At 71.9% G+C, this 12,384-nt stretch carries 8 protein-coding genes; 5 read left to right on the top strand and 3 right to left on the bottom strand.

The window, feature by feature from the left end; translation table 11 throughout:
• Nucleotides 1–97: 97 nt before the first annotated feature.
• Complete coding sequence (locus ACGFYV_RS34345; RefSeq protein WP_393882447.1) at nt 98–1,621, bottom strand: ricin-type beta-trefoil lectin domain protein; 1,524 nt, start codon at nt 1,619–1,621, stop codon at nt 98–100.
• A gap of 255 nt (nt 1,622–1,876) precedes the next feature.
• Between ACGFYV_RS34345 and ACGFYV_RS34340 the strand changes: the two genes are divergently transcribed.
• Both ACGFYV_RS34340 and ACGFYV_RS34335 read left to right on the top strand, forming a co-directional pair.
• Nucleotides 1,877–2,566 carry a DUF402 domain-containing protein gene (locus tag ACGFYV_RS34340; protein ID WP_393882446.1) on the top strand — a complete coding sequence of 230 codons (690 nt, stop codon included), beginning with the start codon at nt 1,877–1,879 and terminating at the stop codon, nt 2,564–2,566.
• 295 nt (nt 2,567–2,861) lie between these two features.
• Complete coding sequence (locus tag ACGFYV_RS34335; protein ID WP_393882445.1) at nt 2,862–4,952, top strand: SpoIIE family protein phosphatase; 2,091 nt, start codon at nt 2,862–2,864, stop codon at nt 4,950–4,952.
• 186 nt (nt 4,953–5,138) lie between these two features.
• Here ACGFYV_RS34335 and ACGFYV_RS34330 read toward each other — a convergent pair whose 3' ends face one another.
• Nucleotides 5,139–7,445 (bottom strand): transglycosylase domain-containing protein, encoded by a 2,307-nt coding sequence (locus tag ACGFYV_RS34330; protein WP_393882444.1) that lies wholly within the window; start codon nt 7,443–7,445, stop codon nt 5,139–5,141.
• A 266-nt stretch (nt 7,446–7,711) separates the two neighbouring features.
• On the opposite strand from ACGFYV_RS34330, the gene ACGFYV_RS34325 reads away from it, so the two are divergent.
• The 3 genes from ACGFYV_RS34325 to ACGFYV_RS34315 are packed head-to-tail and all read left to right on the top strand — an operon-like array spanning nt 7,712 to nt 11,297.
• On the top strand, nt 7,712–8,236 hold the full coding sequence (locus ACGFYV_RS34325) for a PadR family transcriptional regulator (protein ID WP_393882443.1): 525 nt from the start codon (nt 7,712–7,714) through the stop codon (nt 8,234–8,236).
• Complete coding sequence (locus tag ACGFYV_RS34320) at nt 8,233–8,967, top strand: ABC transporter ATP-binding protein (protein ID WP_393882442.1); 735 nt, start codon at nt 8,233–8,235, stop codon at nt 8,965–8,967. Before ACGFYV_RS34325 ends, ACGFYV_RS34320 begins: the two co-directional genes overlap by 4 nt.
• Nucleotides 8,964–11,297, top strand: coding sequence for an ABC transporter permease (locus ACGFYV_RS34315; protein ID WP_393882441.1), 2,334 nt, complete (start codon nt 8,964–8,966; stop codon nt 11,295–11,297). The genes ACGFYV_RS34320 and ACGFYV_RS34315 overlap by 4 nt, the downstream gene beginning before the upstream one ends.
• 75 nt (nt 11,298–11,372) lie before the next feature.
• On the opposite strand, the gene ACGFYV_RS34310 is transcribed toward ACGFYV_RS34315, so the two are convergent.
• Complete coding sequence (locus ACGFYV_RS34310; RefSeq protein ID WP_393882440.1) at nt 11,373–12,326, bottom strand: LysR substrate-binding domain-containing protein; 954 nt, start codon at nt 12,324–12,326, stop codon at nt 11,373–11,375.
• Nucleotides 12,327–12,384: the final 58 nt, after the last annotated feature.

Genomic DNA, 12,384 nt, shown 5'->3' with positions numbered 1-12,384 from the left:
TACTTGGCCGCCCTCCATCTCCGCGCCTCCATCATCTGGATCAAGGACCTCGCACGGGCCACTCAATGATCACGACCCGATACACGCCCTAGGGGGCTCACGCCCACTTCTGGTTCGCGGAGCCGCCGCAGGTCTGCAGGCGGAGCGGTTCCTTGGCCGCCGCGTGGGTCAGGCACAGGGCGGTGGCCCCGGCGGGGCGGATCGTGGCGCCGGTGCGGACGAACTTCTGGTTCGTGCCGCCGTGGCAGTTCCAGATCTCCAGGGCGGTACCCGCCTTGTAGGTGCTCGCGGGCACGTCGAGGCAGCGGTCCTGGGTGAGGCCGGTGATCAGGGTCTGCCGGGTGGAGTCGTACCACCAGGTCTGGTTGCGGGTGCCCCCGCAGGTCCAGCCGAGCACGCTGGTGCCGTTGGCGCTGGCGGAGCTGTCGACGTCCAGGCAGTTGCCGGTCGCCGCGTTCGTCAGCGGACGGTACGCGTCGTCCCAGGCGAGCGGGAACAGGGTAGGCGTGCCCGAGGAGTTGACGTCCGCGCAGCTCGCCTCGCGCAGGCCCGAGTTGTAGAGCTGGGTCAGGCAGGACGCGAAGGCGGCGTGGCCGCGGGCGTTGGGGTGGAAGGACTGGCGCACCGAGTTCTCGTCCGGCGTACCGGGCTTGGTGACGTCGATGAACAGGCCGCGGGCCCAGGTGTCCTCCATGCAGACCTCGTGGCCCTGGAACAGCCGCGAGTTGTCCAGGTAGCTCGCGCCGGTGTCCTCGGCGGCCTTGCGCATGCCGCGTTCGAAGGCGGGGACGGCGGTGTTACGGCCCCACGCGGTGTCGGAGTCGTAGCCCAGGCCGCCGCAGACGAGCTTGCCGGGGAAACTCGGGTTGTCGTGGAAGTCCGGGCCGATCGGGCTCGGGTAGCCCATCACGACGAGCTTGTAGTCGCCGTCCGCGTACCCGGCGCCGCGCATCACGGTGCGCAGGTCGCGCACGCTCTGCTCGACCTTGGGGACGAGGCCGTCGACACGGGCCTGCCAGCCGCCGGAGTACTTGGGCTCGCAGGCGCCCTGGGAGAGCAGATAGCGCTCGACGCAGTCGGTCATGACCGGGCCGAACTGGAGGTCGTCGTTGGCGCCGGCGACCAGCAGCACCATCTTGATACGGGTGTTGCGGGCCTTGACGGCGAGGCTGTCGCTCTGGACGAGTTCGTCGGCGTACTGCTTGCTGCCGCCGATGCGGATGTTGCCGGTGTAGGCGCCGGAACAGGCGACGTTGTACGTCTCGTCGGCCGGGATGCCGGTGCGGTGGATGGCCGAGTCGGGTGACCGGTGGCACCAGTTGTCGGGGCCGTTGGTGCCCGGCTCGTAGGTGCCGACGCCCTCGCCGGAGATCTCGCTGTCGCCGAGGGAGATCAGGGCGGTCTTGCGGTCGGCGAGGGGCCGCTCGGCCGGGTCGCCGTACAGGGCGGTGCCCTCCGCGGCCCGGATGCGTTCCAGGTCGGGCGAAAGGGGTGTGGAGGCCAGGGGCTGACGGCCGGTCGGAGCCGCGTGGGCGGCGGGGGCCGCAAGGCCCGCGAACACGGTGGCGGCTGCCGCGACCGCGACGGCCGTGCCTGTGAACCTGGATCTGAACCGGTGCATGACGCCTCCCCGAAGCAGGTGTTACCCACGGTTTTACTGGCGAGTAGTCCAATGCGAAAGAGGCGTACATGAGAAATGTTCATCTTTTCTGGGAGCCTCCGCGAGGCGTCCCCAAGAGGCGTCTTCGTGAAGCGCCTTGGCGACGGGCGCGGGACGCGGGTCGCCCGTGAACGGCGTGCGAACGTTTCCGGCCACGTGCCCGGAACCGTGACCGGCATCGCAGCGTCGTATGTCCACGGCACCTAAAATCTGTCCATGACGGACGACGGAGCGGTGAAACGAGTGGACGCGAGCCCTGCGACGTACTGGACCCCCGGGAGCCGGATCCTGTGGCGGTACCGGGAGAACGCGGGTGAACACGTCCACATCGCACGGCCCGTCACCGTGGTCCGCGACGACGCCGAGCTGCTCGCCGTATGGCTCGCGCCCGGCACCGAATGCGTCAAGCCCGTCCTCGCCGACGGCACCTCCGTGCACGGGGAGCCGCTGGAGTCCCGCTACACCAAGCCCCGTACGGTGCAGAGGGACCGCTGGTTCGGCACCGGCGTGCTCAAGCTGGCGCGGCCCGGCGAGCCCTGGTCGGTCTGGCTGTTCTGGGAGCCGGGCTGGCGGTTCAAGAACTGGTACGTCAACCTTGAGCAGCCGTTGGTCCGTTGGGCTCACGGTGTGGACTCCGAGGATCACTTCCTGGACATCTCCGTACATCCGGACCGCAGTTGGCACTGGCGCGACGAGGACGAGTTCGCGCAGGCCCAGCGGGACGGGCTGATGGACGCGGAGACGGCCGAGCAGGTCCGGGCGGCCGGCCGGGCCGCCGTGGAGGCGATCCTGGCCTGGGGTCCGCCGTACGCGGACGGCTGGCAGCACTGGCGCCCCGACCCGTCCTGGCCGGTACCGCCGCTCCCCGAGGACTGGGACCGTACGCCCGCGCACATGTCCTCATGAGACCCTTGATGCGCCCCCGGACCACAACCGTAGGATCGTCCTCCGCAAGGGCGCCGAGCCGTAACTTCCGGACCATGCGCCGGGCTTGACCGAACGTCACCGAGGGGCGGCAGGACGTGAGCGAGGGGTACGAGGGCAACACCACGGCGGACCCCGAGGGGTTCGGCACCGGCACAGGAACAACCTCTGACCACGCGGGAATTCCGTTCCTGGGGCACGTATTCCGGGTATCGGGATTTCGGCGGGACCAACTGCGCGCCGGGCGCGCAGACCCGGACGGACGGATGCGACTCGCGTGACGGAGCAGCCCACCTCCTACGAACGCCCCCAGCCGGGCGTCGACCCCGCGGATGCCCGCGGGGCGCTCCTGCGTACCCCGAAACCGCTCGGCCCCCCGGGCCTGCCGGCCCAGGCCCGCGCGGACGGCACTCCCTCAGGCCCGGGGACCACCACCCCCTGCGGCAAGGGGAACAAGGGGAAGGAGCCCCAAGTCAACGGCCCCGAGCACTCCCAGCCGGCCGCCGCGGAGCCGGGCACGCACCGCCCGCGCCCGGCAGAGGCCATTCCACCGCAGCCGGGCGCCGAGGAACGGACGCCGGACGGCCAGGAGCGCCGTACCGGGCGGGGCCTGCCGCCGGGGCGGCCGATGCCGATGCGCCGGGACGGGGACCGGCTCAGATTCGTGGGCGCGGCGACCCGCCGGATCGCCCGCGGTCTGGATCTGGACGAGATCGTGATGGGACTGTGCCGGGCCACCGTGCCGACGTTCTCGGACGCGATCCTGGTCTATCTGCGCGACCCGCTCCCGGTCGGTGACGAGCGGCCCACCGGCCCGGTGGTGCTGCGGCTGCGCCGCGCCGACCGGATACCCGACGAGCGGGACACCGAGGGCCTGTTGCCGCCGCCGTTCCCCGAGCCGGAGCCGGATCCCGACGGCCTGCCCGCATTCTCCGGGCCCTCGGTGCTGACCGCGGAGCTGTGCGAGGTGCGGCCCGGCGGCGCGCTCAACGAGGTGCTGCGCGGGGTGCGGCCGGTGTTCGCCGACGCACCCGGGGCCCGTGCCGCGCTGCCCGAACTCCTCGGCGAGAACGGCGAGACGCTGGTGCCGGACGGACAGCACGCGATCCTCGCGCCGCTGCGCGGCCGGCGCCGGGTGATCGGCGCGGCGCTGTTCCTGCGCCGTCCGGAGCGGCTCGCCTTCGAGGCGGACGACCTGCTGGTGGCGGCCCAGTTGGCCACGCACAGCGCGCTCGGCATCGACAAGGCGGTGCTGTACGGCCGCGAGGCGTACATCGCGGACGAGTTGCAGCGCACCATGCTGCCCGAGACGCTGCCCCGGCCGACGGGCGTGCGGCTGGCCTCGCGCTATCTGCCGGCCGCGGAGACCGCGCGGGTGGGCGGCGACTGGTACGACGCGATCCCGCTGCCCGGCAGCAGGGTGGCGCTGGTCGTCGGTGACGTCATGGGGCACTCCATGACGTCGGCGGCCATCATGGGCCAGCTGCGCACGACCGCGCAGACCCTGGCCGGGCTCGACCTGCCTCCGCAGGAGGTGCTGCACCACCTGGACGAGCAGGCGCAACGGCTCGGCACCGACCGCATGGCGACCTGCCTGTACGCGGTGTACGACCCGGTCACGCACCGGATCACCATCGCCAACGCCGGTCATCCACCGCCGGTCCTGCTGCATCTGGGCGGCCGGGCCGAGGTGCTGCGGGTCCCGCCGGGCGCGCCCATCGGGGTCGGCGGGGTCGACTTCGAGGCGGTCGAGCTGGACGCGCCCGCCGGGGCCACGCTGCTTCTGTACACCGACGGTCTGGTGGAGTCCCGGCTGCGGGACGTGTGGACCGGCATAGAGCAGTTGCGGGAGAAGCTGGCCGCCACCGCCCAGTTGACCGGCCCGGACCATCCGCCGCCGCTGGAGGCCCTCTGCGACGAGGTGCTGGACATGCTCGGGCCGGGCGACCGGGACGACGACATCGCGCTGCTCGCGGCCCGCTTCGACGGGATCGCGCCGAGCGATGTGGCGTACTGGACGCTGGAGCCGGAGGACTTGGCCCCCGGCCGGGCCCGCAGGCTGGCCCGCGGCGCGCTGTCCCGCTGGGGTCTGGAGGAGCTGTCGGACTCGGTGGAGCTGCTGGTCAGCGAGGTGGTCACGAACGCGGTGCGGTACGCCTCACGGCCGGTGACGCTACGGCTGCTGCGCACGGACGTGCTGCGCTGCGAGGTCGGCGACGACGTGCCCCAGCTGCCGCGGCTGCGGCAGGCCCGCGCCACCGACGAGGGCGGCCGGGGCCTGTACCTGGTCAACAAGATGGCCCGGCGCTGGGGTGCGACGCGGCTGAGCACCGGCAAGGTGGTCTGGTTCGAGCTGCACCGAGGCTGAGGCGACGGCCCGCTGGGCGGTCCGGCTCCGGCAGACGTGAAGGGCGCCCGGCGTGTGCGGGCGCCCTTCACGTGTGGGCCCTTCAGGTGCGTGCCTTTCAGATGCCCGGTGTTCCCGTGCCCGGTGTTCCCGTGCCCGGTGTTCCCGTGCCCGGTGTTCCCGTGCCCGGTGTTCCCGTGCGCGGTGTCACTGACCGGTGGGGGCGAGCGGGTTCTGCGGTGTGGTGTCCGTCTTCGGCACCTCGGTGGTCGGCGTCTGGGTCGGTGTCTGCGTGGGCGGGGTCGGACTTGACGGTGTCCCGGTCGGAGTCCCGCTCGGTGTCTCGGTCGGGGTGCCGGACGGGGTCTCGGACGTCGGCGGTTCGCTGGTCGGCGTCTGCGACGGCGTCTCGGTCGGCGACTGGCTCTGCGTCGGCGTGTCCGTCGGGGCGACGGCGGCACCCTGCCGGGTGTCCAGGTCGAAGCGGGCCGCGGAGGTCACGCCGAAGGTGTAGGCCGCCCAGATCTTCGCGGGCGGGCCACCGCCGTTGACACGGCCGCCGCCCATCGCGCCGGAGAGCGAGACATGGGCGTACTTCTTGATCGGCGTGCCGTCGCAGTCGGTGCCGCCGGCCTTGGCCGCCTCGCCGAACAGGCCGACGGAGGTGACCAGGTCCGGGGTGTAGCCGGTGAACCAGGCCGAGCGGTTGCAGTCGGAGGTACCCGTCTTGCCGGCCACCTGCTGGCCGTTGCGCAGCGGGTTGTGCGCCACGGACACACTGGCCGTACCGTCGTCGACCACGCCGGTCAGCACGGAGGTCACGGTGTCGGCGGCCGTGCGGCTGATCACCTGGTCGCCGACCGGGTCGGACATCTCGACACTGCGGTCCTTCTGCTCCGCCGACTTCACGATGCCGGGAGTCACCTTGTCGCCGTGGTTGTCGAAGGTGGCGTAGATGCCGGCCATCTCCAGCGGGCTGGCCCCCATCGAGCCCAGGGTCTGCGCGGGCACCGCCTGCATGCCCGCGGTGTCCATGCCGAGCTGCTTGGCCGTCCCCATGACCTGGTCCATGCCCACGTCCACGCCCATCTGCGCGAAGACGGAGTTGACGGAGTTGTTCATCGCCCTCTGGACGGTGACCTTCCCGTAGTCGTGGCCGTCCTCGTTGGGCGGGGCGAAGCCGACCTTGGTGCCGTGGTCGACGACCGGCCGGCCGCTGGTGCCGTCGTAGACGGTGTCGGCGCCGATGACCTGGCCGTTCTGCGTGGTGGCCTGGTGCTCCAGCGCGGCGGCGAGGATGACCGGCTTGAACGTGGAGGCGGGCTGGTAGTCCCGGCGGGTGGCGTTGTTCGTGTAGTGGGAGAAGTAGTCCTTGCCGCCGTACAGGGCGAGGATCCTGCCCGTCTTCGGGTCGACGGACACGGCGCCGGCCTGGACGTCGGCGTCGACCTTGCGGTTCTTCGGATCGAGCCTGCTGGTCAGTTCGGCCTTGACGGCCTTCTCCAGCGCCGCCTGCTTCTTGCGGTCGATGTTCAGGGTGATGGTCCAGCCCTGGTCCTCGACCTTGGCCTCGGCCTCGGACCTGGACAGGCCCTCGTCCTTCATCAGCTGCTGTTCCAGCTGGGCGTTGGCGAGGGAGACCAGGTAGCCCTTCTGGCCCTCCATGCCGGGGGCGCCCTTGGGCTCCTTGGGGTAGGGGAACCGCAGGCCCTGGCGCTCGGTCGCGTCGAGCCAGCCCTCCTTGACCATGTTGTCCAGGACGTAGTTCCAGCGGGCCTTGACCAGGCGCTTGCCGACCGGGCCGGCGGCGGACCAGTCGTACTGGCTCGGTGCCTGGAGCAGTGCGGCCAGGTAGGCGCCCTGCTGGACGCTGAGGTCCTGGGCGTCGACGTGGTAGTAGGCCTGGGCGGCGGCCTGGATGCCGTAGGCGCCGCGGCCGTAGTAGCTGGTGTTGATGTAGCCCGCGAGGATCTCGTCCTTGGACTTCTCCCGCTCCACCTTGAGCGAGATGACCAGTTCCTTCAGCTTGCGGGTGACGGTCTGGTCCTGGTTCAGGTAGTAGTTCTTGACGTACTGCTGGGTGATCGTCGAGCCGCCCTGGGTGCCCTTGCCCGACAGGGTGTTGACCAGGCCGCGGGCCATGCCCTTGAAGTCGACGCCGGGGTCGCTGTAGAAGGACTTGTTCTCGGCGGCGACGAAGGTCAGCTGGACCTTGCGCGGCACCTTCGACAGGTCGACGATCTCCCGGTTGACCGTGCCGGCGCGGGCGAGGAGCGTGCCGTCGCTGTACTTGTAGACGTTGCTCTGGCGCTGGGCGGCCACGTTGCCGGCCGGGACGTCGACCGTCATGTACAGGACGATGAAGCCGCCTATGCCGAGCAGGCAGAAGCCGAAGAACGTGCCGAGGATCTTCTTCCAGGTGAAGAGCCGGCGTATTCGGCCCTTGGCAGGCCTCGCGGGCGCCGCGCGGTGGCCGCCGCGCCGGCGCGCTCGTCTCTCGTCCGCTCGTCCCATGGGTCCTGTGGCTCCGCTTCCGTCTCGGGGTCGGCTCCGAAAACTAACACCCGGCACCGTGACAAAGACTGTCCGATCCGCTCTTTTACGGACGTGAGAATGAGCACCCGTCCTAAGGGAACCGACCGATCCGGAGGGCTCCGGGTTGCCTGACGCGAGGATTCCGGTTGGCCGCGCAGGAGCCGTACCCGATCCGGCCGGCTGTTGCGGAGCCATGACACCGGGACCTATACACACCGCGTATACACCGTGTGTAGAGTGCCGTCATGTCCATCGGTCACACCCTTCTAGGACTCCTGGAGTCCGGCCCCCGGCACGGCTACGACCTGAAGCGGGCCTTCGACGAGAAGTTCGGTCACGACCGGCCGCTGCACTACGGCCAGGTCTACTCGACGATGTCCCGGCTGCTGAAGCACGGCCTCGTGGAAGTCGACGGCATCGAGGCGGGCGGCGGTCCCGAGCGCAAGCGCTACGCCGTCACCGACGCCGGTGTCACGGACGTCGACCGCTGGCTCGCCACCCCGGAGAAGCCCGAGGAGTACCTCCAGTCGGCCCTGTACACCAAGGTCGTCCTCGCGCTGCTCACCCACCGCGACGCGGCCGACATCCTCGACACCCAGCGCTCCGCGCACCTGCGCAGCATGCGCGTCCTGACCGACCGCAAGCGCAAGGGCGACCTCGCGGACCAGCTGATCTGCGACCACGCCCTGTTCCACCTGGAGGCGGACGTGCGCTGGCTGGAACTCACCGCGGCACGGCTCGACAAGCTGCGCACGGAGGTGACCGCATGACTCCGCCGCCCAGGACTCCCCCTCCCACGGCTCTCCCTCCCACGCCTCCCCCGCCCGGCTCCCTGCTCGCGGCAAAGGACCTGCGCAAGGCCTACGGCCCCACGCCCGCCCTCGACGGCGCCGCGTTCTCCATCCACCCCGGCGAGATCGTCGCCGTGATGGGCCCCTCCGGGTCCGGCAAGTCCACCCTGCTGCACTGCCTCGCCGGGATCGTGCGCCCCGACTCCGGCTCGATCACCTACGCCGGACGCGAGCTGGCCGGCATGAGCGACGCCGAGCGCAGCGCGCTGCGGCGCGGCGAGTTCGGCTTCGTCTTCCAGTTCGGGCAGCTCGTGCCGGAACTGACCTGCGTGGAGAACGTCGCGCTGCCGCTGCGGCTGAACGGCGCCTCCCGCAAGGACGCCGAGCACACGGCACTGGGCTGGATGGAGCGCCTGGAGGTCGACGACCTGCGGCGCAAGCGGCCCGGCGAGGTCTCCGGCGGCCAGGGGCAGCGCGTCGCGGTGGCGCGGGCGCTGGCCACCGGGCCCCGGGTGCTGTTCGCCGACGAGCCGACCGGCGCGCTCGACTCCCTCAACGGCGAGCGCGTGATGGAGCTGCTGACCGACGCGGCCCGCTCGACCAACGCGGCCGTCGTCCTCGTCACGCACGAGGCCCGGGTCGCCGCCTACTCCGACCGCGAGATCGTCGTACGCGACGGGAAGTCCCGGGACATGGAGCACGCCGTATGACCCCGCGCCAGTGGGGCCGGGATCTGGCCATGGGGGCCCGGTTCGCCGTCACCGGCGGGCGCGAGGGCTGGATCCGTACGATCCTGACGGCGGTCGGCGTCGGCCTCGGCGTGGCCCTGCTGCTGCTGACGACCGCGCTGCCGAACATGCTGACGGCACGCCACCACCGCGAGCAGCAGCGCCAGGACCTCACCTTCGGCGTGGCCGTGCCGCCCAGGGGCGAGAACACCGTGCTGGTCGGCCAGAGCGACACCATGTGGCACGGCCGGGACGTCCGGGGCCGGCTGCTCCAGCCCGAGGGGCCGCGGGCGCCGCTGCCGCCGGGCGTCGGCCACATGCCGGCCAAGGGCGAGATGGTGGTCTCGCCCGCGCTGAAGGAGCTGCTCTCCTCGGACGGGGCGAAGCTGCTGCGCGAACGCCTCCCGGACCGGATCACCGGCACGATCGGCGAGGCCGGACTGGTCGGCTCGCACGAGCTGGCCTACTACGCGGGCGCCGAGGACATGGCGGTGTCCCGGAGCAGCACACGTGTGGTGCGCATCACCGCGTTCGGGGACCCGCACCCGACGGCCGAGCAGTCCGACCCGGTGCTCGTCCTGCTGGCCCTGGTCCTGTTCGTGGCACTGCTGATGCCGGTGGCCGTGTTCATCGCGGCGGCCGTACGGTTCGGCGGCGAGCGGCGCGACCGCCGGCTGGCCGCGCTGCGCCTGGTGGGCGCCGACAGCGCGACGACCCACCGGATCGCGGCCGGCGAGGCACTGTCCGGCGCACTGCTCGGGCTGCTCGTCGGCGCGGTGCTCTTCCTGCTCGGGCGCGAGGCGGCGGGCTCGGTCGAGGTCATGGGCGTGAGCTTCTTCCCGAGCTACGTGAACCCCTCCCCCGCGCTGGTCGCCCTGGTCGCCCTCGCCGTGCCGGCCGCCGCCGTGCTGGTGACGCTGCTCGCGATGCGCGGGGTGGTCGTCGAACCGCTCGGCGTGATGCGCACCGCCAAACAGCCCCGCAGGCGCCTGTGGTGGCGGCTGCTGCTGCCCCTCCTGGGACTCGCGATGCTCTATCCGATGACCGGGAAGGGCCGCTCCCACGGGTACTTCAACCAGAACCTGGTCGTCGGCGGCGTGCTGCTGCTGCTCGTCGGCGTGACCGCGCTGCTGCCCTGGCTCGTCGAGGCGGTCGTCGCCCGGCTCGGCGCGGGCGCGGTCTCCTGGCAACTGGCCGTGCGGCGGCTCCAGGTGAGCAGCGGTACGGCGGCCCGCACGGTCAACGGCATCGCGGTGGCGGTGGCCGGGGCGATCGCGCTGCAGATGCTGTTCGCCGGGGTGGACAGCCAGTACACGAAGGACACCGGCAGGGACCCGGACCGGGCGCAGATGCAGATCGACCTCCCCGACCGCGCCCACACCCCGGCCGCGGGGCGGGAGTTCGACCGCACCAGGGGCGTACGGGCCGCGGTGGCGATCTCCACCGGCTCGCTCGGCGACCGGCGCGTCGAACCCGCCGCCCGGACGGACGTCACCATGGGCGACTGCGCCGCGCTGCGCGAGCTGGCCCACTTGCCCTCGTGCCGGGACGGCGACGCGTTCCTCGTCCCCTTCACGGCCGACGACGCCGCCGTGCGCGCCTTCCTGCGGCCGGGCCGGCACGGCTTCATCGACCCCAGCGACGAGGGCGCCGGCCGCGGGCGCGAGATCCCCTGGACGGTGCCGGCCGGTCTGCGGACGGTGACCGCCCGCAAGGACGCGCTGCAGAGCGGGATCCAGGGCCTGCTCGTCACCCCCTCCGTCCTGCCCGCCTCGGCCGGCCCGACGATGTACGGCCACGTCTTCGTCCGTCTCGACCCGTCGGTGCCGGACGCCGAGGAGTACGTACGGAACACGGCCGCGCGCCTCGACCCCCTCGCCAGCCCGTGGAAGTGGTCGGCGACCGAGCAGACCGACAGGTACGCCTCGCTGCGCACCGGTCTGTTCGTCGGCGCGGCCTGTGTGCTGGCGCTGATCGGAGTGAGCCTGCTGGTCTCCCAGCTGGAGCAGTTGCGCGAACGGCGCAAGCTGCTGTCGGCGCTGGTCGCCTTCGGCACCCGGCGCCGCACGCTGGGCCTGTCGATGCTGTGGCAGACGGCCCTGCCGATCGCCCTGGGTCTGCTGCTGGCGTCGGCGGTGGGCGTCACCCTCGGCGCGGTGCTGCTGCGGATGACGGCGACACCGGTGACCGTCGACTGGGCGAGCGTGCTGTCGCTGACCGGCGCGGGCGCGGCGGTGGTCCTCGCCGTGACCCTGCTCAGCCTGCCGCCGCTGCTGCGGCTGATGCGTCCGGAGGGGCTGCGCACGGAGTAGCCCGTCCGCGCACCGGGCAGTGCACCGGGCAGGGCGTGAAGGGCTCCGAGGGCGTCATGGGCCCCTCCCCGCAGGTCAGGCGTCCAGGTCGAGCACGCGCACCGGCAGCGCGCGCATGGCCTCGCGCAGGGCTGCCGCCAGTTCCCGGTACTCCGCGCCGCGGGCGGCGCCGGTGCGCATGGCGAGGGCGATCCGGCGGCTCGGGGCGGGTTCGGCGAAGGAACCGGTGAGGAGCTGGCTGCTGCGGGTGGTCTCCAGCTTGAGGGCGGTGCGCGGCAGCAGCGTGCAGCCGAGGTCACCGGCCACGAGCTGGACCAGCGTGGAGAGTCCGGCGGCCGTGGTGGTGACGGGCGCGTCCGCCCGGCCGGCCTCCCGGCAGATCTCCAGGGCCTGGTCGCGCAGGCAGTGCCCCTCGTCCAGGAGCAGCAGGTTCAGTTCCTTCAGCGCCTCGCGCGGGATGCCCTCGCGCCCGCCGAGCCAGTGGTCCAGCGGCGTGACGAGCACGAAGTCCTCGTCGAACAGCGGGAGTTCGACGACCCCGGGCACCCCGAGCGGCACGGCCAGCAGGAGCAGGTCGAGCCGGCCGGCGCCGAGGCCCTCGACGAGGCGCGCGGTCTGTTCCTCGTGCACCTGGAGGTCGAGGTGCGGGTAGCGGTCGTGGACGAGGCGCAGCACGGTGGGCAGGAGGTAGGGCGCGACGGTCGGGATGACGCCGAGCCGCAGCGCTCCGGTGAACGGCGCGCGGACCGCCTCGGCCTCCTCCATGAGCGCCCCGACCTCGTCCAGCACCGCCCTGGCCCGCACCGCCAGCCGTTCGCCGGCGGGCGAGAGCAGCACCTTGCGCGTCGTACGCTCGATGAGGGTGACGCCCAGGACCTCTTCCAGAGCCGAGACCGCGCCGGACAGTGCGGGCTGGCTCATGCCGATGGCGGAGGCCGCGTCCCGGAAGTGCAGATGCTCGGCCACGGCCACGAAGGCCCGCAGCTGGGAGAGGCTCGGCTGCCTCCGGGTTCCACTACTGACAGTCACTGATAGCTACCTCCGATCAACGCGACCTAGTGTAGCTATTTCACTAATCAATGCACCT

Origin of the sequence: Streptomyces sp. NPDC048297 (assembly GCF_043201585.1) — a bacterium.
In the GTDB taxonomy this organism is placed as follows: domain Bacteria; phylum Actinomycetota; class Actinomycetes; order Streptomycetales; family Streptomycetaceae; genus Streptomyces.
Note: the sequence above shows the minus strand (reverse complement) of the source record. Positions and strands in the feature narration are given on the sequence as shown.

What these genes read in the sequence shown, in the direction of transcription:
- ACGFYV_RS34345 (WP_393882447.1), bottom strand. Translation starts at nt 1,621, where the DNA reads ATGCACCGGTTCAGATCCAGGTTCACAGGCACGGCCGTCGCGGTCGCG.
- ACGFYV_RS34340 (WP_393882446.1), top strand. Translation starts at nt 1,877, where the DNA reads ATGACGGACGACGGAGCGGTGAAACGAGTGGACGCGAGCCCTGCGACG.
- ACGFYV_RS34330 (WP_393882444.1), bottom strand. Translation starts at nt 7,445, where the DNA reads ATGGGACGAGCGGACGAGAGACGAGCGCGCCGGCGCGGCGGCCACCGC.
- ACGFYV_RS34325 (WP_393882443.1), top strand. Translation starts at nt 7,712, where the DNA reads ATGTCCATCGGTCACACCCTTCTAGGACTCCTGGAGTCCGGCCCCCGG.
- ACGFYV_RS34320 (WP_393882442.1), top strand. Translation starts at nt 8,233, where the DNA reads ATGACTCCGCCGCCCAGGACTCCCCCTCCCACGGCTCTCCCTCCCACG.
- ACGFYV_RS34315 (WP_393882441.1), top strand. Translation starts at nt 8,964, where the DNA reads ATGACCCCGCGCCAGTGGGGCCGGGATCTGGCCATGGGGGCCCGGTTC.